The sequence below is a fragment of the Thalassospira indica genome, from assembly GCF_003403095.1.
GTDB lineage: Bacteria > Pseudomonadota > Alphaproteobacteria > Rhodospirillales > Thalassospiraceae > Thalassospira > Thalassospira indica.
The window spans coordinates 1,702,015-1,728,337 of record NZ_CP031555.1 but is presented as its reverse complement, the minus strand read 5'-3'; the positions used below and the strand labels follow the sequence as shown (position 1 = coordinate 1,728,337).

Here is a 26,323-nt window from a genome sequence, read left to right as displayed (position 1 = left end):
TGATTTGAACCGGAGATCGGAACCCGTAACTTTCAGGTTCCACTGTTTTTTTCGTGCCGTCAATCATACTGGTGTTTAGTCAAAACATCCGCATGGGGACGAACATCACGCAGCCCCTTGCAATTCAGTGCAAAGCGTACTCTATTGTTCGGCCATGCCCTTTTCGGGCGAGCCCCAAACATCCGTTGGATCGAAGATGCAGCTTGATTCCATCGCCTTCGTTGCAGCCGAAACCAAAATCGCACAGGATGCGATGTACCGGCTAAAACACAGATACGGCCACATTGCGCCCGACAAGGCCGACGTGATCGTAGCCCTTGGCGGCGACGGGTTCATGCTGGAAACCCTGCACCGTTATATGGGCCGCAAGGTGCCGATCTATGGCATGAACCGGGGCACGGTCGGATTTCTGATGAATGAATTCCGCGAAATGAATTTGACCGACCGCATCGCAGAGGCCCAGACCGTGGAGCTGCACCCGCTTCAGATGGAAGCCCACACCGTTTCGGGAGAAAGCCTGTGTGCGCTGGCAATCAACGAAGTCTCGCTATTGCGTGAAACCCGTCAGGCCGCCAAATTGCGCATCAAGGTTGATGGCGTCGAACGCCTGGCCGAACTTGTTTGTGATGGCGCGCTTGTTTGTACGCCGGCCGGAAGTACCGCGTATAACCTGTCGGCACATGGTCCGATCCTGCCGATGGGAAGCGGGTTGTTAGCCCTCACACCGATCAGTCCGTTTCGCCCGCGTCGCTGGCGTGGCGCGCTTTTGCCCCATGGCGCAGAAGTCGTTTTCCAGATCGAGAACCCCGAAAAGCGTCCGGTTTCGGCCGTTGCCGACTATACCGAGGTTCGCGATGTCTCGAGCGTGAAAATCCGCGAAGACCGCAGCATGAAAATCAAGTTGCTGTTTGATCCGGAACACAATCTTGAAGAACGTATCCTCAAGGAACAATTCGTCGAATGACCACCGCCGCACTTGCCCCGTCAGAAAATACCATTGAATGGTGCCGCAAACTGATCCGCCATCAATCCGTCAGCATGACGCCCAATCTGGCACTGATTGACGAGGTGAAGGCGTTTCTTGACGGTTTGGGCTATGACACGCTGGTTGTGCGCGACCCGACGGATACCAAGGCCAACCTTTATGCCACCATCGGCCCGAACGTTGCGGGCGGTGTGATCCTGTCAGGTCACAGTGACGTGGTCCCGACCGAAGGCCAGAACTGGGCATCCGATCCCTACGAGATTGATATCCGCGACGAGAAGCTTTATGGCCGCGGATCGTGCGACATGAAGGGTTTTCTGGCCTGCCTTCTGGCCAAGGCGGAAACCTTTAAGAACGCCAACCTTCGGGTGCCGATCCATCTGGCTTTCACCTATGACGAGGAAGTCGGCTGTCTGGGTGTCCCCAGTTTGGTTGAGGCGATCAACAATCTGCCGCACAAACCGGCCATGTGCATTGTCGGCGAACCGACCGAGATGAAGGTCATCACCCAGCACAAGGGCAAGTTTTCGGCGCGTGCACATTTCACCGGTCGTTCGGGGCACTCGTCGTTGCCGCGCGAAGGGGTCAATGCGGTTGAATTTGCCGCCGAACTGGTGGTGTTCCTGCGTAAGCTTGGCCGTGAATGCCGCGAAAACGGCCCGCATGATGACGAGTTTGAGCCAAACCACACCACCTTCCATACCGGTGTGATCAAGGGTGGCACACAGCTCAACATCATTCCGCAGAATTGCTTTGTCGATTTTGAATTCCGCAATCTGCCCAATGATGACCGCGAAGCGCTTAAAGCCAAGATTTACGATTACATCGAAAATACCCTCGAACCCGAAATGCGCGAGATTTACGACGATGTCGGCATCGAGGTTGAAGTGATTTCCGATATGCCGGGCCTTGCGACCGGCGATGACGAGGAAGTCACCAAACTGGTTATGGCGCTCACGGGTGCCAACACCACCGGCAAGGTCAGCTTCGGTACAGAAGCCGGCGCGTTTTCAGCCCTTGGCGATATCCCCACGGTCGTCTGCGGTCCGGGCAATATCGAACAGGCCCACAAGCCCGACGAGTTCATCGAACTTGATCAGTTGGGCCGTTGTGAAGTGTTCCTTGATAAGCTTCTGGGTGTTTTGACGAGGTAACCCCCAATGACAAAGGGCTGCAATTTGAGGCCCCTTGCTCTTCTGCTAGACGGTTGTCAAAAATTCCTCTGTGTGAGCATTGGTGTAGAGCATTGGCGACATTGGCTAGCTGCCTCGCCATAATTCGGCTTGCGCTTTCACACCGAAGAGTTCCTTTATCACCACCATAACCCGCGCCGGAAGCACTATTCACGTTGCGACACAGGCATCACAAGCCGGACATAGGGTTAACTTTTTCGTCGCAATGCCACTACTGATTCAGGTGCTTTCACCCAGCGCGTAGGTCCTGACAAAACAATAGAAAATCAATCTTGCTGCCTACCCAAGAAAAACTTATTGAAGTCCAGAGCGGATTCCACATCGTATTCCTCACCAGAGATCGCCTTTTTATTTATTTCTATCAATTTCTCGCGTAATTCTAACATTGTTTGTAAGTTTTTATCTGTTAACACACCAGCATACATCGTGCTTCTCATAACCTCATCAAGGTCAGCTAAGCATTCGATAGTGTCCTCACCTTGCTTCATACTCCCAGTATATTGGCCGGAACCACCGGTTCCAACTGGCTGAGTCTGAAGCGCTGTTGCATGGACGCACGAAGACCATAATGAGACAACACGATTGAACGTACCCTGCTCTATTAAATGCTTGTTGTGCTCTGCATCGAACTTCAGCTGTTTTTCTAAACGAATATTTTCAATTTCAGCGACCTTTACGCTCGCTTGACTACGCTCTTTTTCGACTTCACCCAACGTAATGATGCGCTCTTCTTCGAGCTGCAACCTATCCTGCTCGAGCTGAACCTTTTGACGCTCTAGCCGCACTCTTTCCGTTTCCAACTCAAGCCTTTGAGCCTCGATTTGACCAACAAGCGCTCGATCATCCTTTGCGATTATAAAAGTAGCCCAAGCTCCAAGCGCTGCTGCTGTAACGAGTGCAATCGGCTCCGAGTATCTCACACGACTAGCCTGCTGATCATCAGAACCAGCAGCCCCACTTCGGCTAGGCAACAAAAGGTTAAGCAGGGAAACACATAAGCCAAAAAGGATAAGCGCAGCAACAAACTCCCACGCCAATATCAAGTAGTAAGCTCCGCCCTGGTCGGGAAGTTCGCTTAAATCACCAACCTTTCCACCATCCAGAATCAACAGAGCTATCCAGTTCCTCACAAGCCCTTCTTCATATGTTAGATAGAAGACAGAAGCGAAGAGCAAAATAACTGAAACACCGAATAACAGACGCCTTGCCTTATGAACAATTTGATGCATTCTCTTCACCTAACCCGTTGATTGCACACCTGTGAATATTGCAATCTTAAGTTAAGCTCGTGCAAAAAATAAAGACCTAATATAATACGTAAAATAAAGGAACCAATCCACGACGAACCTCTGAAAAAGCAACTAGCATACAAAAATACAAAATATATCAGGACATCGAAGCCGGCTTATTAAACTCGGTCGCCATATGCTGCAACTCGTCCCAAAGGCTACCTGCAAAGCTTCGCAGAACGATCAGTTCAAAACTGTCATCCTCAACACGGGTGATCATCGCACCGATATGCCCGATCTGGGTCATGGCCGACTGACCGATGGCAAAAAGGTCGGCTGACAAATCGACCATGGTGCCCTTGGCCAGAACCGTTCGCGATGACGCCCCCGAAAGGACCATGCGCACCCGCCCGTGTGTCTGATCGCAAAGGGCAAACTGGCTGGAAAGTGCCGACTGGATTTCAGCCCGCTGGTCAGAAGAAACATCCGCATCCCCCACCCAGAACCACTGATTTGGCGCGGATTTGCGCACATCCGCACCAAGTTCCTGGGCAATCTTTGCAAGCGCCTTTTTCAGGGCCGCTTCATCGCTTTTCGCATCGCCCAGCACGTGAAAGACAAAGCCCCCGGTGACAGGGGCAAGACGGATTGACGCCCCCTTGTCCGCCGCCGCGACATCTAGGAATGGCGAACGATTTTCTAACAGATAATCACGCATGGAGTTTCTCATTTTCCGGGTCGACAAAGGCAGGATCACACAGGATGCCGGTCACGGTTATTCCGGCCAGACCGTTCCAGATAACGACTTCCTCACCAACGCGGCTCGGGCCATTTTTGACCAGCGCCAAACCAATCGCATGGCCAAGCGTCGGGGAATGACACATTGAGGTGACATAACCCTGATCATTGGCAAGAGTAACCGCATCACCGGGATTAAGGATATGCGATCCGGTGGCGAACTTGTCAGACGGTGATTTCGGCTTGATCCCGACAAGCGCCGGTCGCGATGGATCAACCAGCCCTTCACGCAGGTTCATCACACGGCCGATGAAATCATCCTTCTTGGCTGACACCATCTTGCCCATACCAAGGTCCGCCGGTGTGACCGTGCCGTTGATTTCCGCGTGGGTGACATGGCCCTTTTCAATCCGCATGACGCCAAGGGCCTCTGTGCCATATGGCGTGATCCCGAATTCTTCCCCGGCAGCCATGATCGCATCGGCAACGCTTTCACCGTATCCGGCCGGCACGGCAATCTCATAGGCCAACTCGCCCGAGAACGAAATTCGGAACAACCGCCCCTTCAGGCGCCCGCCAAACATCGATACTTCACGCGCAGCCAGGAACGGGAATGCCTCGTTCGAAATATCGTCATCAATAATCTTGGACAGCACATCACGTGACTTCGGTCCGGCAATCGCCATCTGCGCCCACTGATCGGTTGCAGATGCCAGACGGACATCCAACTCCGGCCACAGCACCTGCGCGCAGAATTCCAGATGGGTCAGAACCCCTGCGGCAAGGGCGGTTGTCGTCGTCATGAAGTAATGATTTTCGCCAAGGCAACTCGTCGTGCCGTCATCATACACAAAGCCATCCTCGCGCAGCATGATGCCATAGCGCGCCTTGCCCACTGGCAGCTTCAGGAAGGCATTGCAGTAAACCCGATTAAGAAACTCTGCCGCATCAGCGCCAAAAATCTCGATCTTGCCAAGGGTGGAAACATCACAGATGCCGACGTTGGTTCGCACGGTATTGACTTCACGATCAACGCTGTCACGCCAGAAAGTCTCGCCGTCCTTCGGGAACCAGCTTGACCGATACCAAAGGCCGGTTTCAACAAACTTTGCGCCATTGCGCTCTGCCCAGCCATGCAGGGGGGATTTGCGCACCGGCTGGAAATCCATTCCCTTGGATGCGCCAACTAGCGCGCCGAATGATACCGGTGTGTAGAACGGGCGGAAGGTTGTTGTGCCGATTTCGCCGGGCGATACACCCTTGTTCTCGGCCAGAATGCCAATGGCATTCACATTCGATGTCTTGCCCTGATCGGTTGCCATGCCGTTGGTGGTATAGCGCTTGGCAAGTTCGACATGATCATAACCTTCGCGCATGGCGAGCGCGATGTCAGACGCCGCGACGTCATTCTGATAATCGACAAAGGCCTTACCCTTGCTTGATGCCACCCGCCAGACCGGCAGGATATGATCGACTTTTTCCTCGGCCTGCTCGACGCCCGGGAGCGAAGCGGCCTCGCCCATCACACCCAGTTCTGCAAGCGCCTTGACCGCAGCAACACCGCCGTCGGCGAAACAGGCCGCAATACCGAATTTTCCGGCAACTGCGCCGCAGGGCGTCATGCCATCGGTATTTTCCGGCGGCATGAAACCGACATGCGCGCCCGACCAAACCGGCTTGCCACCGCGATGGCAGGCCAGATGCACAATCGGGCTGTATCCGCCTGATACGGCCAGGGCATCGACCGCAATGACTTCATCACGACCGTCATCATGGCGCACCGCGATGGATTTGATCGCCTTGCGCCCAGCGGTATCACGCACCATCGCACCGGCAATCAGGCGCGCCTTACCGTCATAATCAATATTCGGGCAGGTGCGCGGATCAATGATCGCGGCGACCTCTATACCGCGCGCCTCAAGGTCCAGCGCGGTCTGATAGGCCTGACTGTTATTGGCAAACAGCGCCACCCGCTTGCCCGGTGCCACGCCATAGGCATTCAAATAAGTGCGCATGGCCCCGGCCATCATGACACCCGGGCGGTCATTGCCGCCAAAGACAATCGGGCGCTCTTCCGCCCCGGTCGCCAGCACCACCTGTCGGGCGACAATCCGCCACAGGCGTTCCATGGCGCGATGGGGATTAATCTCGTGTTCTGGCAGATGCTTCTGCACCCGTTCAACCGCGCCAAATACCTGATCGTCATAGGCGGCAAAAACGGTGGTGCGTTTTTTGATCTCGACATTGGGAAGGGCATGCAATTCACCAATGATATCGGCAAGCACTGTGTCGGCTGGTTTACCACCCACCGGGCTACCTTCGGCGATCAAACCACCACCAAGTTGCGCCCCTTCGTCGGCAATGATCACGCGCGCCCCGGCCCGCCCGGCCGTCAGGGCAGCAGCAAGCCCAGCTGGCCCCGCCCCGATCACCAAAAGATCACAATGCGCCCAGCATTTTTCGTAGTAGCCCGGATCGGGATCATAGCTTGCCCGGCCAAGCCCTGCGGCCTTGCGGATCAGCGGCTCATAAACCTTTTCCCAAAAGGCCGCTGGCCACATGAATGTCTTGTAATAGAACCCGGCGCCCAAAAGCGGCCCAAGCAACCCATTGGCCGCCCCGATATCAAAATTGACATTCGGCCAGCAGTTCTGTGATCGCGCCTCAAGCCCGTCAAACAGCTCCGCCATGGTCGCCCGGGTGTTGGGATCACGCCGCCCGTCCCGCCCGATGGTCAAAAGTGCATTGGGTTCCGCCGCCCCGGCGGTCAGGATGCCGCGTGGTCGGTGATATTTGAAACTGCGCCCGACCAGTTGCCTGCCATTGGCCAACAAGCTTGATGCAACTGTATCGCCACCAAAGCCAGTGAGTGCTTCGCCATTAAAGGTAAAGCGGCGCACATCATTGCGGTCAATCAGGGTACCGCCATCAATCCGGAAACTGGTCATGCCCTGCCCTCCGCCTTCAAGGTGCTGGCATCGACGACGTCAGACGTTTCGTGGGTAAGGGTATTGCGGCTTAGCACCAGCCAGCGGCGACACCCGCCGGAATGATGCCAGTATTCGCGATTTTCACCGCGCGGGTTGTCGCGCAGGTAAACATGATCAAACCAAACGGCTTCATCGGCACCGGCATCTGGGCGCGGGGCGGCAACTTCGCCACGGATTGTAAATTCCTCGCGTGGGCGCAAACCACAATGCGGACATTTGACAAGACTACTCATTTCCAAATTTCCTCAATGCAGGTTGGCCTGGGCGCCAACGCCCTTTTCATCCAGAAGATACCCGCGCGCAAAACGGTCCATGCGAAACGCGGTTGCGGTTTCATGCGGCGCATCGGTCGCCAGCAAATGCGCAAAGCAATATCCCGACGCCGGGGTCGCCTTGAACCCGCCATAACACCAGCCACCATTGAAATAGAGGTTGGATAAATGCGTGCGATCCATGATCGGCGATCCATCCATGCTCATATCCATGATCCCGCCCCAACTGCGCAGGATACGCACCCGCGACAGTGCCGGGATCATCGCCATACCGGCCTCGGCCACATGTTCCACGCATGCAAGGTTCCCGCGCTGGGCATAGGAATTATACCCTTCGATATCCCCGCCAAACACCAGACCGCCCTTATCGGATTGCGACACATAAAAATGCCCCGCGCCAAAGGTGACCACAGTATCGATAAACGGTTTCAACCCTTCGGACACAAAGGCCTGAAGTGCGTGGCTTTCAATCGGCAGGCGCATATCGACCATTTTCGCGACATGGCTTGAACTGCCCGCCACCGCCATGGCCAGCTTGTTGCACCTGATAGCACCCCGCGTGGTTTGCACCCCGGTGATCTGATCCCCATCGCGGTCAATGCCGGTGACTTCGCAGTTCTGGATGATATCAACGCTGTTCCGATCGGCCCCGCGGGCAAAGCCCCACGCCACCGCATCATGGCGCACCGTGCCGCCGCGCGCCTGCATCAACCCGCCCATGATCGGGAAACGGGCATTCTCATAATCAAGGAACGGCAGCTTTTCGCGCAACTGGTCCCGGTTCAAAAGCTCCGCATCGACCCCATGCAGGCGCATGGCATTGCCACGCCTTGTATAGGCATCGCGCTGGGCATCGGAATGAAACAGATTGATCACGCCGCGCTGGGACACCATGGCGTTGAAATTGAAATCCTGCTCAAGCCCTTCCCAAAGCTTCATCGAAAATTCGTAGAACGGGTTATTGCCTTCAAGCAGGTAGTTGGATCGTATGATCGTCGTATTCCGCCCGATATTGCCCGATCCAAGATAGCCCTTCTCAAGCACGGCAACATTGCGCACACCGAACACCTTTGACAGGTAATAGGCGGTTGCCAATCCATGCCCGCCACCGCCGATGATGATGACATCGTAATGCGGTTTCGGATCCGGATTGCGCCAGGCCGGCTTCCAGTTCTTGTTCTTGGAAAACGCATTGCCAAGCAATGACAGGGCTGAATAACGCATCATCGATCTTTCGCTGTTGCCCACATCGGGTACCCAGCAATCTTGACAGAGGTGCAAATTGCAGCTTGTCTATTAAAGACATCCAATAACACAAATGCGACATCGCGATATTATTGTCGCCCAACGCGGGATACCGGCGTCATGAGCCCAGCCCCCCAAAGCAGAACCACACGCACCCCGCGTACCGGGCAACTTGATGCCAAACCGGTTCCGGCGACCCAGAATATCGGTTTCATGTTGCTGCCCGATTTTGCGTTGATGTCTTATGCCTCGGCGATTGAGCCGCTGCGTGCAGCCAACCTTCTGGCCGGTCAGCCGATCTACAAGGTGTTGAATTATTCGGCGGCGGGTGGAAACGTGTTGTCCTCGTCGGGCACGATGGTGCCGACCACCCCGCTGTCGCAGGCCCCGACAAGTTTGCACACCCTGTTCATCTGTGCCGGTGGACATCCGTCGCAATGGCAGGCACCAGGCATGCTGGGCAATTTGCGCAAACTGTCCCGCTGGGGTGTGCGCATGGGCGGCATATCAAGCGGCGCCTATGTTCTGGCCGCCGCCGGGCTTCTGGGGCAGCGCCAATTCACCATTCACTGGGAACATGCCCCGGCCCTGATCGAAGCCTTTCCGGATCTGGAACCCCAACGCGCACGGTTTGTGATTGACGGGGATCGCATCACCTGTGGCGGCGGGGTGGCGCCGCTTGACATGATGCATGCCATGATCGCCGAAAACCTTGGGGCGGATTTCGCAACCCGGGTGTCGGACTGGTACCTGCATACACAAGTCGGACAATCGGGCGGCCCGCAACGGGCATCGCTTGCCGAACGCTATAACGTCCATCATGCCGGATTGCTCAGGGTTCTGGAAAAGATGGAAACCACCATCGAAGATCCGAAAACCCGCGACGAAATGGCGCGCTTTGCCAGGCTTTCAACCCGGCAGCTTGATCGCCTGTTTGATCAGCATCTTGGCAAGTCGTTCCTTGAAACCTATCGCCAGGTCCGGCTTGAACATGCGCGCAGGCTGTTGACGCAAAGTGCCCTGACCATTTCAGAAATCGCCTTTGCCACCGGCTTTTCCAACAGCAGCCATTTTTCACGCAGCTACAAAGACGCTTATGGCTTGAAGCCAAGCGAAGCGCGCGGTCACTAGATCGTTTCCATTGGTCGGTCGCCTGCCATTATCCCCCCATCCAACCAAGAGCTGCATTTCCCATCATGGAAATTGTCAGAATCGGCACGACTCCACGAGTCTGCATATTTTGAATGCATCAATTTTCTTCGTCTATTTTTTACTCAACTCAATCGTGACAGGCCAAGATAAAATTTTAAGTAATTGATTTTTATATAATTTTTGCGTCGCACAATAAAAAACACATTAGAACTTGTTCACTATAGGGAATTGATTTTTAATAAAAGGAATGTCCATCGGGGGGCATTTTGTGATGGAGAGACTAAAATGGAACAATCCGTACCAGAGTTGATGGCGAGGCTGGACAGCCTTGAAGCATCACTCAGCATGGCAACGACCATCAATTCCGAAGTATTCTATTGGTGGTGTACTGCACTGATGCTTGCAATTCACGCAGGCTTCCTTGCCTATGAAATGGGTGCATCGCGCGCAAAGAACGCGCTGGCATCCGGCATGAAAAACCTCATCGCGTTCGCATTCCTGATCCCGGCCTTCTATTATATTGGCTGGTGGATCTATCTTGCGTTCCCGACCGGCTTCACCATTTCCGACGGCTCCGAGGCAGGTCTGCCCTGGAGCGAATATATGGGTCCGAACCTGACTGATAACGCGTCAGGTATCTTCTATGCGGCCTTCACGCTGTTTGCGGCAACCACTGCCTCGATTATGTCGGGTTCGGTGATCGAACGTATCCGTATTTCCGGCTTCACCATCCTCGCCCTGTTCCTCGGCGCTGTTGTCTGGATCCTTGGCGCGTCCTGGGGCTGGCATCCGGATGGTTGGCTCACCACCGAGTGGGGCCTGCATGACGTTGGTGCGGCGGGTGCCGTTCACACCATCGCTGGCTTCTTCACACTTGGCGTTCTGATCAACCTCGGCCCGCGTATCGGTCGCTTCAATGCCGACGGTACAGTCAACAACATCAACGGCCACAACATGCCGATGTCGCTGATTGGCCTGATGCTCATTGTTATGGGCTTCTTTGGCTTCCTTGGCGGCTGCATCATCTATACCGGCGACACCTGGATGACCATTTACAACACCCCGGCAACCCTGTCGGCATTCGCATTCAACACCCTGATGGGCGTTGCAGGCGGCATGATCGGTGCGTATCTGGTCACTCGTGATCCGTTCTGGATGATGTCTGGCGCCCTGATCGGTGTGATTTCGTCTGCACCGGCACTTGACCTTTACTATCCGGGTCTTGCCTTCCTCGTCAGCTTCGGCGGCGGTTGCGTCATGCCGAAACTTAACGACATCCTTGTCGAGAAATTCAAGATCGACGATGCGGTTGGCGCGGTTGCCGTCCACGGCTTTGGCGGTGTCTGGGGCCTGGTAATGGCCGGTATCTTTGCGTCTGGCTACCAAAACGTTGCCGGTCCGGAGATCTCGTTTGTTGGTCAGCTTTCAAGTGCTGTCGTCTTCATGATCCTTGGCTTCGCACCGGGCTACGTTCTGTCCCTGGTTCTGAAGCTTGTTGGTCTGCTGCGCGTGTCTGAACAGGCAGAAGTGGCTGGTCTCGACAAGGCAGAAGTACCGGTAAGCGCCTATCCGGAAAGCACCGTTCCGGCGGCATTCGCCAACGATCCGACTTCGCCGACCCCGGCTGAGTAAGATCATTCTGACACATCGAAACAAGGAAACTGAAACATGAACTCAGCTCCGATTACCAGTTGGGAAGGCGCAGAAGCCTACTTCACCTTTGCTGACAAACCGGCTCTGCTCGTGGCGCTTACGCTTGTTGGTGTTGGCGTGTGCATCTGGACCATCGCCTCGATGGCCATTCACGAGAACAAAGCCTACAAAGACATGTAATCTGATTGACGTGACGCAGCACCGATCTGCCCTAACCCCTTAAGGTGCTGCCTTACTCAACCGACACAGCGAGAGGCCAGTGTCAAAGCTGGCCTCTCTGCCTTTTCCCGATAAAGTAAAAACACCAAATACCCTTCAGGCCCGCCGCTTTCAGATCATTCACCGCACACGAGGCCACAATGATCGACCTTGCCCGAACACCGGAAACCTATCCGCACGCTGTCCGCGCTGCGCGCCCCAGTCGCATCATCAATGCCGGACGCACCGCGATGGCACGCAACCGCGAACGCTATGAAATTCCCGGGCGGGGCGCGATCATGATATCGGTGCGCGAGGGCGATCAACTGGCACTGCGCAATTGTGAAGGCATGCAATCGGTCGAGCTGATCGGCCTGACACCATCGGGCGCCGCACGGCCCGAGATTTTTGAACCTTTGGCACATGGCGCGCCGCATGGTTTGATGGATCTGCTGTCTGATCCGTTTGATGACAGCCTGACGCGCTTTGCCAAGACCTTGCGCAAACGCGATATCAAACTTGAAACCTGCCTTGCCCATCGGCTTTTTGGCAATGCCAGCCCGCCCGGTGATACGGTCGAACTGACCATCCAGCTTGACGGTTTTGTCATCATCGCCACCCCGGCACCGCTGATGCGGATCGATGCGCATAATACCGCAACACCGATCACAGCCCTGATCAAGCGCGCCCATCATTCTGATACCTACAGCTTCGCGCTGCCCGATCCGCTGGCCGATCCGGTTGTGGATTTGCGTGTGCATTCCGCCACCGCCGAGGCCTATGAAATCAAGGCGGGTGATTACATCCAGATTCTCGATGTCGACGGGCGGCAATGTACCGATTTTCAGTGTTTTGATGCGCGCAAGCTTGATCGCGGCATTCAGAACCCGCTGGATGTGACGACCACGCGCACATTGATGGGTCATGCCTATCCAATGCCGGGCCTGCATGGGAAATACTTTGATCAGGATATGGACCCGCTGGTGGAGGTCGTTCAGGACACCTGCGGGCGTCATGACGCCTTTGCCATGGCCTGTGCCGCGAAATATTACGACGATATCGGCTATCCCGGCCATGTGAACTGCACGGACAATTTCAACACAGCCCTTGCCAAGCATGGCGTTGATCCACGCGCCGGCTGGATGGCGATCAATTTCTTTTTCAATACCGGTATTGATGATCACGGCGTTATGTATGCCGATCAACCGTGGTCGCGGCCGGGCGATTATGTGCTGTTGCGTGCGATAACCGATCTGGTCTGTGTGTCATCGGCCTGCCCGGATGACACGTCGGCGGCCAACGCCTGGAAACCGACCGACATCTATATCCGAAGTTACGACGGCGCGGAGAAATTCAGCCATGCCGTTGCCTGGCGCCCGACTGCAGAGGCCGAAGCAAAAATGACCAAAGAAACCGCCTTCCACCCGCGTTTAAGCGAACTGACGCGAAACTTCGTTGACTATAAGGGGTTCTGGCTGGCCCATGAATATACCGGCCACGGCATGATCGAAGAATATTATGCCTGCCGTGAAAAGGCCGTGGTCATTGATCTATCCGCCTTGCGCAAGTTTGAAATCACCGGCCCGGACAGTGAAGCCCTGATGCAATATTGCCTGACCCGCAATGTCAAAAAGCTTGGTATTGGTCAGGTCGTCTATTCCGCGATGTGCTATCCGCACGGCGGGATGATTGATGACGGCACGCTACTGCGTCTGGGGCAGGATAATTTCCGCTGGATATGCGGCGATGATTACAGCGGCGTATGGCTGCGCGAACAGGCTGAAAAACTTGGCCTGCATGTCCTGATCCGTTCATCAACCGATCAGATGCACAATATCGCCGTTCAGGGCCCCAAAAGCCGCGATATCCTGGACGAAGTCATCTGGACTCCACCGCATCAGCCCAAGGTTACCGAAGTCGACTGGTTCAAATTCACCATTGGCCGGATTGGCGATGCCAAGGGCGCGCCTGTTGTCGTGTCACGCACCGGATATACCGGCGAACTGGGCTATGAGGTCTGGTGTCACCCAAAGGACGCCATAACCGTTTTTGATGCCATCTGGGCGGCAGGCAAACCGCACGGTCTGACACCGATGGGGCTGGCTGCCCTTGATATGGTTCGGATTGAGGCGGGATTGATCTTTGCCGATTACGAATTTTCCGATCAAACCGATCCGTTCGAAGCCGGGATCGGCTTTACAGTGCCGCTTAAATCCAAGGAAGATGACTTTATCGGCCGCGATGCCCTGATCCGGCGCAAGGAACATCCGTCGCACAAACTGGTCGGGATCGAGATTGATGGCAATGTCACGGTCAGCCATGGCGATTGCGTCCATATCGGGCGTGCCCAGATCGGCGTGATCACCAGTGCCATGCGATCACCCATTCTGGGCAAGAACATCGCGCTGGCGCGGGTTGATATCGCGCATGCCGATATCGGCACCGAGGTTGAGATTGGCAAGCTGGACGGGCATATGGTCCGCCTGCCGGCGACCATCACAGCCTTCCCGCATTATGATCCCAAGAAAGAAAAGCCGCGGTCCTGAACACCGCGACTAACTGCCCCACAAAAGAAACCCCGCAGCCATAAAGACTGTGGGGGCGACTGCGAGTTTGGTTAAGGGAGACGGCGGGCTTGCGCCCGCTTCTTTGAAAGTCCTGAAAGTCGGCTGCCTATTCGGCAGCCGTTTTCTTTTCAACCTGCAAATAGGCTTCAAGGCTGTCGTCAAGTTCGTCGAGCCACGGCGTGTGATGGGCTGGCGACATATTACCGGTCATGAGCGACCGGTATGACTTGTTGCGATAGCCCATGATGTCGTGGGCCTTGTCATGTTCCCATTCTTCGAAAGTCTTGTTCACCCCTTCGATATCAAACATCGGATAATCGGTCATCTCGATCAGTTCGGCGGTGTAATCACCCTGGAACCAGATCATGTCGTGATCGTCCTTAAGGCCTTCTTCGCGATCACGCCAGGCTTGGCTATCTGCCTTCATCTCGTCCTTGGACGGCAGTGGAATGCGCCCCATGATGACATCACGGGCGAACCATGCCTGCGCATCAAACATGTTGAAGGTATAGAACTGGTCCTGCATGCCGAGATACATCAGTTTCGGATTTTCTTCCCAGACGACGCCTTTATAAAGCCCCAGCGGCCACAGACGGTTCGCGGTCTTAAGTCTTAGATCATCGGTCAGGAACGGGAAGTGATGCTGATAACCGGTGCACAGAATGATCGCATCGACATCACGCGATGAACCATCCTTGAAATAGGCCGTATTGCCATCAACCTTGGCAAGAAGCGGGACTTCTGCCCAGTTATCGGGCCAGTCAAAACCAATCGGGTTGGTCCGGTGGCTGACCGTGACGGACTTACAACCATATTTATAGCATTGCGATCCGATATCCTCGGCCGAATAGGATGTCCCGATGATCAGGATATCCTTGCCTTTGAACTCCAATGCATCACGGAAATCATGGGCGTGCAGAACGCGCCCACCAAAGGTATCAAACCCCGGGAATTCCGGCACATTCGGGGTGGAGAAGTGACCATTGGCAACAATGACATGATCAAATTCCTCGGTCGACACCACATCGTTTTTCAGATCATGCGATGTCACCAAAAAGGTTTGGCTTTCTTCATCAAACTCGACACTGCGGACCGGGGTCCTGAAACGCACCCATGGGCGGACATTGGCCTTTTCAACCCGTCCTTTGATGTAGTCCCATATCACCGCACGCGGCGGGTAGGATGCGATGGGTTTGCCAAAATGTTCTTCGAAGGTGTAATCGGCGAATTCCAGACATTCTTTGGGTCCGTTTGACCACAAATAGCGATACATCGATCCATGGATCGGCTCACCATATTCATCAAGACCGGTGCGCCAGGTGTAGTTCCACAAACCACCCCAGTCTTCCTGACGTTCGAAACACACGATTTCGGGGATTTCGGCCCCTTTGGCAGCAGCAGATTGAAAAGCACGCATCTGCGCCATGCCAGACGGACCGGCGCCAATAATTGCAACACGAAGTGTCATAGCCTTAAATCCCCAATAAAAGCGTTTTGTGTCTCCTTCATCCGGCAGATACCGGATCATTTCCTTGGTCTTAGTCGGGGAAAATCCCCGGTGACGTCGGCGCACCGTCGTCAAATTGTGAAAGCCACTCGACCAATATCGGGTGGTAGCGTGACAGTCCCTTATATTCGACAAGTTCCGGGCGCAGATCGCGCATCACACGATGCAGGCGACGGCCCCACTTTGGCTGGGTGACGACTTCGTTCATCGCCATCAAATATGTCCGAATTGGAAACAGAATCGCGTTGGAGCGTGGCAAACGCCAAAATGTCTGAAGCTCCACCCGCAGATGGATCTTTTCGCCGATATTTTCCGGCGTCACCGTCATGCGATCCGGGCCCCATTTGGGATAGTTTTCCGGGCTGGTATCGAGACGCGGGTTGACTGTGAGCGTCCAGTTCAAACGACGCGACGGCTGCCCCTGCGGCAAGGTCAGAAGGAATTTCAATGCGCGCTGAAACACACCCAATTCATGGGCCAACGGAACCGGCGCATGCCATTCAAAGAAATTCATGCCAATGTCAAAATCAAGCGACCAGTCGGCCTGTGCCGTGATGATCCCGGCATCCATCCAAAGGTTGCCATCGCGCTGATCAAGGATGGCGTGATCGCCCTGTACCTGACGCCCGATATATTCCATCGGGTGGCACGGCAATGTCGAACTGTCGCCAAAGGTAAAGGTATCGTCGATCTGAAGCGGCGTATTGATCCAGTGCCAGCGATCGCCATCCATGGTCAGTTTAAACAGATCGGGATAGTCGCGCGCCTTTGACACCATCACCAGTTCAAGGAAATCCCAACCCGCCGTTTCCATATGCGGCAGGGCCTGACAGCGCCCGGGGTCCTCGGCCAAGACAAGGGCTCGGTCCTTCATTTCCGCGACGTAATGTTCATCCACATCGAACGCATTTTCAAACGGGCTGCCCGTCCGGGCGGCATGATGCGGTTCGATATTGGTCGAATACATGTATTCGTCTTCCGGGAAAGGGAACGGAAAACGCGGAATATTTGACGGGCTGTTGGCGTAGGAAAAATCGCCGCGGAAGCTTTCGTCTTTAAACTGGATTGTCATGACCAAAATCCCCCTTACAGATCAAGTTCAAGGCGTTTGCCACGGAACCGCGAAACGCACGGCATGATCCGCTGCTTGGCTGCGCGCTGTTCTTCATCAAGCCAGTGGTCGTTGTGCATGATGTCGCCATCGCAGGCGACGACCACTGTTTCGCACTGACCACACGCCCCGCCCCGGCACATGCAATTGATCGGTGTGCCGGATGCCTCCACCGCTTCAAGCAGGCTTTGCTCTGCGCCAACGGTGATATCGATCCCGGCCTTGGCAAGATGCACTTCAAACGGCTCCCCAACCGGCGGAGCAAGGAAGTGTTCGAAATGAACGTGTGCTGCGGGCCACCCCAGACTGGAGGCGGTTTCAACCACCCGTTCGATCATGCCTTTGGGGCCACAAACATAAACGTGCGTACCAAGTGGCTGATTGGATAAAAGCACTTCCAAATCAACGCTTTCCCCCTGATCATCGCAGTAACACGACACATGATCGCCAAAACGATCCGCAAGGCTGTCCATATAGGCCGCCTGCGATACGGAACGCGCGGCATAGTGCAATTCGAACGGCACGCCGAGCTTATCGGCCTGGGTCATCTGGGCGATAAATGGCGTAATGCCGATGCCACCAGCGATCATCAGGTGTTTTCGTGCCCGCAGATCGAGCGAGAACAGATTAACCGGGGCAGAGATTTTCATCTGCATGCCAGGTCGCACCTGTTCATGCATGAATTTCGATCCACCGCGCCCGGTATCGTCACGGCGCACCGAAATGGCGTACTGGTCGCGCTCGAACGGGGAACTCATCAGCGAATAGGGGTTTTTGCGTTTGGTGCCGTCATCAAGCATCTCGACAACGATATGCGCGCCGCCTGAAAAGGCCGGCAGCTCATCACCATTCACATGCTTGAATTCAAACCGTTTGATGATCGGGTTGACCTCGACCACGTTGCTGACAACCACCGGAATCAAATGATCGGATGCACTCATTTGAACACCTCCTTGATCTCGATTTCCTCTGTCGGGTCTTCGGCATTGATGCAGACCCCCTGAAAGGCTGCCAGTCGACGGGAATAATGATCGCGCACCAATAACAGCAAATCGCAGGTCGGACATTTGACCGGTTGGGTGGTGACGTCCTCAATCATGGTTTTGCAGTGAACGCACTGGACACGTCGGGCCAGACTGCCGCGATGCTCACACTGCACGGCTGTATGATCCAGCCCGCATTCTTCACCCTTGGCGACACCCTGCCCGACCAACCCTTCGGTTCCGGCCAGATAAAGCTGGCTGCCCATTTTGGCATCTGAAAGCCATTCGCCCAGTTTGGCGACGGCTTCTTCGATGGTCGGGAAATGCTCGAACCGTTTTGCCCCCAGAGCATAAAGCGATGTGATCAGGGCGGCTTCGCCCGGTGTCGGTACATAGAGGATATGCACCTTTTCCATCATGTCGCGGGGCAGTTCCTGCACGTCCCGGATGATGCATTCGGCACCGGATGCATCGGCCAGAAAATAATGCGCCAGACCGGGCACGATTTTAAGCGTCCCATAGGTCGGACGGGAAAGAATGCTTTCTTCTATCAAGCTATCAGACATGGTAGCGGGTCCCATTCTGTCAGAAACCAAAGGATCAGGCGCATGATCCGGAGGCCTCTGACAGCCCCCGGTTGTTTGGCTTAACCCTTGGCTGTTCTTTTCAATTTTTTGGGGTCATCAAATGGCATGGTATGGGCCATCGCACCGAGCATTCCATCGGCACCCTCGACCTCAAGCCTGATACCTTGCTCCGCACATTCGACGGGCATACGGGCAATCGCCATGGTCTGATCTTTGAGCGGGGAATACATCGCACAGGTCACAACCCCGACCTTTTCGCCGTCCGTGAACAAGCCCGCCCCTTCGGCCGGGACTTCCTTGCCATCAAGCAACAGACCAAAGATTTTGAAGCGTTCCTTGCCCTTCAGGCGGTAATGTTCCTCGGCCCCGCGGAAGCCTGTCTTGCCCGGGCTAACGGTGAAATCAAGGCCAAGCTCCCACAGGGTATCGCCCGGACCTTCGTTTTCGAACGGGTACATCTGCGAGTTATCATAGGGATAAAACAGCAGGTAACTTTCGACACGCAGCATATCAAGCGTGGTAAAGCGGGTCGGAATGATGCCCATATCCTTGCCCTCGGCAACGATCCGGTCCCAGATCATTCCGGCATCCTGACCACGACAGAAAATCTCATAGCCGCGTTCACCGGTATAGCCGGTGCGCGAAATCATTACAGGCAGGCCAAACAACTGCGTCTGGGTGTGATGGAAATAGGGCAGATCGCGGATACCCGGCACATATTCCGCCAGATAATCCACCGCAAGCGGCCCTTGCAGCGACAAATCATGAAGGTTGTCATCAAAACGAACGGAGACATCACGGCCCATGGCGGCCTTGGTCAGTTCTTCATGCCCGGTGCCCGATCCGTGCACCACCATCCATGAATTCGGCCCCATGCGATAAATCACGCAATCGTCGGTAAACTTGCCCTGATCATTCAGCATGCAGGCATAGACAGACTTGCCCGGATAGATCTTTTCGACATTGCGCGTGGTGGCATAGTCAATCACGTGGGATGCATGCGCGCCGGTGATATGAACCTTTTTCAGACCTGAAACATCCATGATCCCGGCCTTGGTGCGGATCGCGATATATTCCTCGTCCCAATCCTTGTCATAGGTCCAGGCGGTGCCCATACCGCTCCAGTCTTCGAGATTGGAACCAAGCGCGCGATGCCGATCGGCAAGGGCTGAAAATCTCCAGCTCGCAGTCATAGTGATGGCCTCCTGATATGATCGCCTATGCGCACAATCAGCGCGCTATTATCGGCTTATTTTGTTCTATATTTTGGCGGCATATTGTTCGCGAGTGCAATAATTATTTTCATTTTATTCAAATTTTATTCCTTAAAAGCTATTTTCTACGGCATTGCAGCACCTTTCCCAACACCATTCATATATCCGCTATGGAAATTTATTTTCCCCGGAGTTGATAAATATTTCCTGCCAGTGTAAGTCATGACTGCGGCGTATCGTCGCCCAACAGGGGAAAACCCGGGCACTTACGACCGACAAAAAAGCAGGTCCCATCAAAGGGGCCGTTCGAGGAAACCAGAAACGAGCGGGACCCGCACCGGGACAAAACCGGTGACGGAGAACAGGCCAGCATGGCAAATAGCAAAACAACACAAGCACCGCAGACCACCGCCAATAGCGAGCAAGGATCAGGCATGGACACCAAGAGCAAACCCGCCGCCCTCACCCAGGACCCGCACGCGCTTCGTGAACCCAAGGAAAACAATCTGGAAATTGCCATCGGCCATGAAGTCCGAGCGCTCCGCAAGAAGCTGGGCATCACGATTTCCGATCTGGCGTCGGCAACCGGGATTTCGATGGGGATGCTTTCCAAGATCGAAAACGGCGTGACGTCGCCGTCGCTGACCTCGCTTCAGGCGCTGGCAAGTGCGCTGGGTGTGCCGGTGACCGATTTCTTCCGCCGTTATGAAGAACCGCGCAACGCTGTGTTCGTGAAATCCGGCGAAGGTGTTGCGATTGAGCGCCGCGGCACGCGCGCAGGCCATGAATATAACCTGCTGGGCCATATCGATAACAACACCAGCGGTGTCGTGGTCGAACCCTATTTGCTAACGCTTACCGAGGAGTCGAGCAGCTTCCCCGCCTTCCAGCATGAAGGCATGGAATTCATCTATATGCTTGAGGGTGAAGTCCGTTACCGCCATGGCGATCAGCTTTACTACATGAAAGAAGGCGACAGCCTGTTCTTTGATGCCGACGCCCGCCACGGACCGGAAGAACTTCTTTCATTTCCAATACGTTACCTATCGATCATCTGCTATCCCGCCCGGGGATAAGCATTCACTCCGGTGAAAACATCAATTCACTGAGAAGAAATTTTTATTCTTCATAGTTGATTCCGCATTCGCGAACAGGTAGTCTCCGTTTCAGAAACAGAATGGAGACTGTCCTGCCATGTGCGGCATTGTTGGTTTATTCCTTAAAGATAAAAGTCTGGAACCACAGCTCGGCGCGTTGTTGTCTGAAATGCTGGTGACCATGACCGACCGTGGCCCCGATAGTGCGGGCATCGCAATTTATGGCGCAGATCAGAATGATCTGGTCAAACTCACGATCCAGTCTCCGGAACCGGAAACAGATTTTGCCGGCCTGACCGAAGACCTGCGCAAAGCCGGGATCAAAAACGCATCGATCCTGCCCAAAAACACCCATGCAGTGATTACGGTTTCAAGCGATCAGATTGATGCAACCCGAAGCGCACTTGAAGACCTTCATCCGAATGTGCGCGTCATGGGAACGGGCACGGCGATGGAGATTTACAAGGAAGTCGGCCTGCCCAAGGACGTGCTTGAACGCTTCAAGATTTCCGACATGAGCGGCACCCACGGGATCGGCCATACCCGCATGGCGACCGAAAGTGCGGTGACCACCCTTGGCGCCCACCCGTTTTCGACCGGTTCGGACCAATGCCTTGTGCATAACGGTTCGCTGTCGAACCACAACAACCTTCGCCGCGAACTGACCCGCGAAGGCATTCGCCTTGAAACCCAGAACGACTCAGAGGTCGCAGCCGCCTATCTGACCGGCGAAATGGCCAAGGGCAAAAACCTGGGCGAGGCCCTGACAAGTGCGCTTGATGACCTTGATGGCTTCTTCACCTTTGTGGTCGGCACCAAGTCGGGCTTTGGCGTTGTGCGTGATCCGATTGCCTGCAAACCGGCCGTGATGGCGGAAACCGATGCCTATGTCGCATTCGGCTCCGAATACCGTGCACTGGTCAACCTGCCGGGCATCGAAGACGCCCGCGTCTGGGAACCGGAACCGGCCACGGTTTATTTCTGGGAACACTGATTAACACGAACCCTGTCGGCTGCTGCGATGCGCGCACCGACCCGACTGCACTCACCCTGCGGTCCTATGAGGAAGGAACACAAATGCCAGTGTTTGATCTTGCAACCACCGAACTGCGCGCGCTCAATCAGGCGCTTCATGCGCTTGATAAAAGTGGTGTGCCTGAGGATTTCGAAATTACCAATCCGCGCGGCGCGCATGCCGTAGCTGTCGGTATCGACGCACCGGTCAATGTCACGATTAATGGTAGCGTCGGTTATTACTGTGCCGGCATGAACGAACAGGCCACCGTCACGGTCAATGGCAATGCCGGTCCGGGTGTGGCCGAAAACATGATGTCGGGCAAAGTCGTGATCAAGGGCGATGCCAGCCAGTATGCCGGGGCCACCGCCCATGGCGGGTTGCTGGTGATCGAAGGCAATGCATCGTCACGTTGCGGCATTTCGATGAAAGGTGTCGATATCGTCGTTAAGGGCAATATCGGCCACATGTCGGCCTTTATGGCGCAGTCGGGCAACCTTGTTGTTCTGGGCGATGCTGGTGATGCGCTGGGTGATTCACTTTATGAAGCACGCCTTTTTGTGCGCGGCACGGTCAAAAGCCTTGGTGCCGATTGCGAGAAAAAGGAAATGCGCACTGAGCATATCGACCTTCTGACCAAGCTTCTTGCAGATGCAGGCATCGCGGATGTGAAGCCCGAAGAATTCACGCGATATGGCTCTGCCAGGACGCTTTACAACTTCAATGTCGATAATTTCGACGCCTATTGATGCGGCACGCTGAACCCGGCCCAACGATGCAAACGCTGCGGTTCAGCCCAAAGACAGGATCAGAAGATGAGCTACAAAAATCCCGTTACGACGCCGCGTAAATCGGCAACCTTTGATGACTACACCCTTTCGGAAATCCGCCGCGCAGCTGCGACGGGCATCTACGACATCCGTGGCGGTGGTGCCAAACGCAAGGTCCCGCATTTTGATGACCTGTTGTTTCTGGGCGCATCGATGTCGCGCTACCCGCTGGAAGGGTATCGTGAGAAATGCGAAACCGGCGTCACGCTTGGCACCCGGTTTGCAAAGAAACCGATCGAGCTTAAAATTCCGATCACCATTGCCGGCATGAGCTTTGGCTCCCTGTCCGGTCCGGCCAAAGAGGCGCTTGGCCGCGGTGCGTCTGCAGCGGGCACATCGACCACGACGGGTGACGGCGGCATGACCGAGGAAGAGCGCGGCCATTCCACCCAACTTGTCTATCAGTATTTGCCGTCACGTTACGGCATGAACCCGCGCGATCTGAAACGTGCCGATGCGATTGAAATCGTTATTGGTCAGGGCGCAAAACCGGGCGGTGGCGGTATGCTGCTGGGGCAGAAAATCTCGGACCGTGTGGCTGAAATGCGTAACTTGCCGATGGGCATTGATCAGCGTTCCGCCTGCCGCCATCCTGACTGGACCGGCCCGGATGATCTTGAGATCAAAATTCAGGAACTTCGCGAAATCACCGATTGGGAAAAGCCGATCTTTATCAAGGTCGGTGGCGCACGCCCCTATTATGACGTCGCCCTTGCCATCAAGGCCGGGGCAGATGTCATCGTGCTTGATGGGATGCAGGGCGGCACGGCCGCAACCCAGGAAGTGTTCATTGAACATGTCGGCCAGCCGACCCTTGCCTGCATCCGCCCGGCGGTGAAAGCATTGCAAGACATGGGCATGCACCGCAAAGTACAGTTGATCGTATCGGGCGGCATCCGAAATGGTGCCGATGTTGCCAAGGCGCTTGCCCTTGGTGCGGATGCGGTTTCCATCGGCACCGCCGCCCTTGTCGCGATTGGTGACAACGACCCGAAATGGGAAGCAGACTATAACCAACTTGGCACCACCGCTGGTGCCTATGATGACTGGCATGAAGGTCGTGATCCCGCAGGCATCACGACACAGGATGCCGACCTGATGAAACGGGTTGACCCGATTGCCGCCGGGCGGCGACTGGCCAACTATCTGAAGGTCATGACCCTTGAAGCGCAAACAATTGCGCGCGCCTGCGGCAAAAATCATGTGCACAACCTCGAACCCGAGGATCTCTGTGCACTTAATATCGAAGCGGCCGCCATGGCGGGTGTACCGCTTGCCGGGACCAACTGGATTCCCGGTCAGGGAGGATTCTAGAACATTAACGCACCACCCGACCCGGTGTGCCTTTTGGTACGCCGGGATAACGGTTGGCACTGCATAAAATTCGTCAGGGGACTTCGATGACCAAGGATCTATCAGCATTTGCCCGGGAACGCGGCATCAAATACTTTATGATCAGCTTTACCGACCTGTTTGGCGGTCAGCGCGCAAAACTTGTCCCGACCCAGGCAATCGCCGACATGCAGGAAGACGGTGCAGGCTTTGCGGGCTTTGCCACCTGGCTTGACCTGAGCCCGGCCCACCCCGACATGTTTGCCATTCCTGATCCTAGCTCTGTCATCCAGTTGCCCTGGAAACCGGAAGTCGCCTGGGTCGCAGCCGATTGCATCATGGAAGGCACACCAGTCGAACAGGCACCGCGTAATGTCCTGAAAGCCCAGATCGCCAAGGCCGCCGAACTTGGCCTCAATGTCAAAACCGGGGTTGAGGCGGAATTCTTCCTGATCACCACCGATGGTTCGGAAATCTCCGACCCGGCAGATACCGCCGAAAAGCCGTGCTATGACCAGCAGGCGGTCATGCGTCGCTATGACGTTATCGCCGAGATTTGCGACTATATGCTTGAACTCGGCTGGGGTGCGTATCAGAACGACCACGAAGATGCCAACGGCCAGTTTGAAATGAACTGGGAATTTGATGACGCGCTTAAAACCGCAGACAAGCATTCGTTTTTCAAGTTCATGGTCAAATCAATTGCCGAAAAGCACGGCCTGCGCGCGACCTTTATGCCAAAGCCCTTCCCGGGATTAACCGGCAATGGCTGCCACTGTCATGTGTCGGTCTGGGACACTGACGGTGCCAATGCCTTTGCCGATGATGACATGCCATTTGGCCTGTCAGCCAAGGGCAAAACTTTCCTTGGCGGCATCATGAAGCATGCCTCTGCCATGGCGGTGATCACCAACCCGACGGTCAATTCCTATAAGCGTATCAATGCGCCGCGCACCATGTCAGGTGCAACCTGGGCCCCGAACACAGTGACATGGACGGGCAACAACCGCACGCACATGGTCCGCGTTCCGGGGCCTGGGCGCTTTGAATTGCGCCTGCCCGACGGGGCAACCAACCCGTATCTTCTTCAGGCCGTGATCATTGCAGCGGGCCTTGATGGCATGGCAACCAATGCCGATCCGGGACCACATTACGATATCGACATGTACAAGGAAGGGCATTCGATCAAGGATGCACCGCGTCTGCCATTGAACCTGCTCGATGCCCTGCGTGAAATGGGCTCTAACGAAGAGCTGCAACTTGCGATGGGCAAGGAATTTTCAAGTGCCTATCTCAAACTCAAACAAACCGAGTGGAATTCTTACGTTTCTCACTTTTCCCGCTGGGAACGTGAGAACACACTTGATATTTAATGTTTCTGCCCGGCCTTATCTCATTCCCCGATGGACGGGGCCGGGCAATTTTTGATTATTCCAAACGAGAAAGCCAGACGCGATGAAAAGCTACGTTCTGACTGTTTCCTGCGATTCTCAGCGCGGGGTGGTTGCTGCTATTTCGACCTATTTGGCCGAAAATGGCTGCAACATTACCGATAGCTCCCAGTTTGACGACCAAGAAACCGGCTTGTTCTTTATGCGGGTTGCCTTCGTCAGCGAAGAAGGTGTTGATCAGGAAACCCTGATTGCAGGCTTTGAGGGTCCGGCAGCAGAACTTGGCATGAAGTACGAAATCCATGACAGCTCCGAGAAGATGAAGGTTCTTCTGATGGTGTCGCGGTTTGGTCATTGCCTGAACGATCTGCTGTATCGTTGGAAAATTGGTGCGCTTCCGATTGATATCGTTGGCGTGGTGTCAAACCACCTTGATTATCAGAAGGTTGTCGTTAATCACGACATTCCCTTCCACCACATCCCGGTGACCAAGGACAACAAGCCCGAAGCCGAGAAAAAACTTCTTGATGTTGTTTCTGACTATAACGTCGAACTGATCGTTCTGGCCCGCTACATGCAGGTTCTGTCTGACAGCCTGTGCAAGAAAATGAGCGGCAAGATCATCAATATCCACCATTCCTTCCTGCCAAGTTTCAAAGGCGCCAACCCTTATCGTCAGGCCTATGAACGCGGGGTCAAACTGATTGGGGCAACCGCGCATTATGTGACCGCCGACCTTGATGAAGGCCCGATCATCGAGCAGGACATTGCCCGCATTACCCATGCCCAGAACTCTGCCGATTATGTATCCATCGGTCGTGATGTCGAAAGTCAGGTTCTGGCGCGTGCGGTGCATGCCCATATCCATCACCGTTCGTTCATCAACGGTAACCGCACGATTGTCTTCCCGCCAAGCCCGGGAAGTTATGCATCGGAACGCATGGGATAACGACCCGCCGCGCACAAACGAAAAAACGCCCCGGCCATTGCGGCACGGGGCGTTTTGCATTTTGGATCGCGCGAAAACGTGCGGC

The 26,323-nt window shown here is 55.0% G+C and carries 22 protein-coding genes; 12 read left to right on the top strand and 10 right to left on the bottom strand.

Translation table 11 applies throughout. The features are described from left to right. Positions 1-196 precede the first annotated feature (196 nt). Both DY252_RS08050 and argE read left to right on the top strand, forming a co-directional pair. Positions 197-964 (top strand): NAD kinase, encoded by a 768-nt coding sequence (locus DY252_RS08050; RefSeq protein WP_040824675.1) that lies wholly within the window; start codon positions 197-199, stop codon positions 962-964. Further along, positions 961-2,139: an acetylornithine deacetylase gene (argE, locus tag DY252_RS08045; RefSeq protein WP_064789902.1), complete on the top strand. Its 1,179-nt coding sequence runs from the start codon at positions 961-963 to the stop codon at positions 2,137-2,139. Before DY252_RS08050 ends, argE begins: the two co-directional genes overlap by 4 nt. 305 nt (positions 2,140-2,444) lie before the next feature. Here argE and DY252_RS08040 read toward each other — a convergent pair whose 3' ends face one another. The 5 genes from DY252_RS08040 to DY252_RS08020 all read right to left on the bottom strand — a co-directional run bounded on the left by DY252_RS08040 (position 2,445) and on the right by DY252_RS08020 (position 8,634). Beyond that, positions 2,445-3,407 carry a hypothetical protein gene (locus DY252_RS08040; protein ID WP_064789903.1) on the bottom strand — a complete coding sequence of 321 codons (963 nt, stop codon included), beginning with the start codon at positions 3,405-3,407 and terminating at the stop codon, positions 2,445-2,447. Positions 3,408-3,564: 157 nt separating this feature from the next. After that, positions 3,565-4,125, bottom strand: coding sequence for a sarcosine oxidase subunit gamma (locus tag DY252_RS08035; RefSeq protein ID WP_064789904.1), 561 nt, complete (start codon positions 4,123-4,125; stop codon positions 3,565-3,567). Then, the gene (locus tag DY252_RS08030; RefSeq protein WP_064789905.1) at positions 4,118-7,093 is read right to left on the bottom strand and encodes a sarcosine oxidase subunit alpha family protein; all 2,976 of its coding nucleotides are present in this window, start codon (positions 7,091-7,093) and stop codon (positions 4,118-4,120) included. The genes DY252_RS08035 and DY252_RS08030 overlap by 8 nt, the downstream gene beginning before the upstream one ends. Beyond that, a complete protein-coding gene (locus DY252_RS08025; RefSeq protein ID WP_064789906.1) occupies positions 7,090-7,368 on the bottom strand; it encodes a sarcosine oxidase subunit delta in 279 nt (92 codons plus the stop codon). The genes DY252_RS08030 and DY252_RS08025 overlap by 4 nt, the downstream gene beginning before the upstream one ends. Positions 7,369-7,380: 12 nt before the next feature. Beyond that, positions 7,381-8,634, bottom strand: coding sequence for a sarcosine oxidase subunit beta family protein (locus tag DY252_RS08020; protein WP_425451909.1), 1,254 nt, complete (start codon positions 8,632-8,634; stop codon positions 7,381-7,383). Between the two features lie 138 nt (positions 8,635-8,772). On the opposite strand from DY252_RS08020, the gene DY252_RS08015 reads away from it, so the two are divergent. From DY252_RS08015 to DY252_RS08005, 4 genes are all read left to right on the top strand, one after another. Beyond that, a complete protein-coding gene (locus DY252_RS08015) occupies positions 8,773-9,783 on the top strand; it encodes a GlxA family transcriptional regulator (RefSeq protein ID WP_197482593.1) in 1,011 nt (336 codons plus the stop codon). A 306-nt stretch (positions 9,784-10,089) separates the two neighbouring features. Continuing rightward, positions 10,090-11,436, top strand: coding sequence for an ammonium transporter (locus DY252_RS08010; protein ID WP_064789907.1), 1,347 nt, complete (start codon positions 10,090-10,092; stop codon positions 11,434-11,436). Between the two features lie 36 nt (positions 11,437-11,472). Further along, a complete protein-coding gene (locus tag DY252_RS22140) occupies positions 11,473-11,637 on the top strand; it encodes a hypothetical protein (protein ID WP_165374900.1) in 165 nt (54 codons plus the stop codon). A 179-nt stretch (positions 11,638-11,816) separates the two neighbouring features. Beyond that, positions 11,817-14,201 carry a trimethylamine N-oxide demethylase gene (locus DY252_RS08005; RefSeq protein WP_064789908.1) on the top strand — a complete coding sequence of 795 codons (2,385 nt, stop codon included), beginning with the start codon at positions 11,817-11,819 and terminating at the stop codon, positions 14,199-14,201. Positions 14,202-14,328: 127 nt separating this feature from the next. On the opposite strand, the gene DY252_RS08000 is transcribed toward DY252_RS08005, so the two are convergent. The 5 genes from DY252_RS08000 to DY252_RS07980 form a co-directional block, all read right to left on the bottom strand. After that, positions 14,329-15,690: an NAD(P)-binding domain-containing protein gene (locus tag DY252_RS08000; protein WP_064789909.1), complete on the bottom strand. Its 1,362-nt coding sequence runs from the start codon at positions 15,688-15,690 to the stop codon at positions 14,329-14,331. Positions 15,691-15,760: 70 nt separating this feature from the next. Then, on the bottom strand, positions 15,761-16,801 hold the full coding sequence (locus DY252_RS07995) for a heme-dependent oxidative N-demethylase family protein (RefSeq protein WP_064789910.1): 1,041 nt from the start codon (positions 16,799-16,801) through the stop codon (positions 15,761-15,763). Positions 16,802-16,815: 14 nt separating this feature from the next. Then, a complete protein-coding gene (locus tag DY252_RS07990; protein ID WP_064789911.1) occupies positions 16,816-17,781 on the bottom strand; it encodes a PDR/VanB family oxidoreductase in 966 nt (321 codons plus the stop codon). Continuing rightward, positions 17,778-18,389 carry a dimethylamine monooxygenase subunit DmmA family protein gene (locus DY252_RS07985; RefSeq protein ID WP_064789912.1) on the bottom strand — a complete coding sequence of 204 codons (612 nt, stop codon included), beginning with the start codon at positions 18,387-18,389 and terminating at the stop codon, positions 17,778-17,780. Before DY252_RS07985 ends, DY252_RS07990 begins: the two co-directional genes overlap by 4 nt. An 80-nt stretch (positions 18,390-18,469) precedes the next feature. Then, the gene (locus DY252_RS07980) at positions 18,470-19,603 is read right to left on the bottom strand and encodes an aminomethyl transferase family protein (RefSeq protein WP_064789913.1); all 1,134 of its coding nucleotides are present in this window, start codon (positions 19,601-19,603) and stop codon (positions 18,470-18,472) included. 392 nt (positions 19,604-19,995) lie between these two features. Between DY252_RS07980 and DY252_RS07975 the strand changes: the two genes are divergently transcribed. From DY252_RS07975 to purU, 6 genes are all read left to right on the top strand, one after another. Continuing rightward, entirely contained in the window at positions 19,996-20,700 is a 705-nt protein-coding gene (locus tag DY252_RS07975; RefSeq protein WP_174713875.1) for a helix-turn-helix domain-containing protein, read from the top strand. 118 nt (positions 20,701-20,818) lie between these two features. Beyond that, positions 20,819-21,715 carry a class II glutamine amidotransferase gene (locus tag DY252_RS07970; RefSeq protein WP_064789915.1) on the top strand — a complete coding sequence of 299 codons (897 nt, stop codon included), beginning with the start codon at positions 20,819-20,821 and terminating at the stop codon, positions 21,713-21,715. A gap of 83 nt (positions 21,716-21,798) precedes the next feature. Further along, entirely contained in the window at positions 21,799-22,485 is a 687-nt protein-coding gene (locus tag DY252_RS07965; RefSeq protein ID WP_064789916.1) for a GltB/FmdC/FwdC-like GXGXG domain-containing protein, read from the top strand. A gap of 66 nt (positions 22,486-22,551) precedes the next feature. After that, positions 22,552-23,880 (top strand): FMN-binding glutamate synthase family protein, encoded by a 1,329-nt coding sequence (locus tag DY252_RS07960; protein WP_064789917.1) that lies wholly within the window; start codon positions 22,552-22,554, stop codon positions 23,878-23,880. Positions 23,881-23,966: 86 nt separating this feature from the next. Next, positions 23,967-25,271 (top strand): type III glutamate--ammonia ligase, encoded by a 1,305-nt coding sequence (gene glnT / locus DY252_RS07955; protein WP_064789918.1) that lies wholly within the window; start codon positions 23,967-23,969, stop codon positions 25,269-25,271. Between the two features lie 82 nt (positions 25,272-25,353). Next, positions 25,354-26,238, top strand: a complete 885-nt coding sequence (gene purU, locus DY252_RS07950) for a formyltetrahydrofolate deformylase (RefSeq protein ID WP_064789919.1) — start codon at positions 25,354-25,356, stop codon at positions 26,236-26,238. The last annotated feature ends 85 nt before the right edge of the window (positions 26,239-26,323 follow it).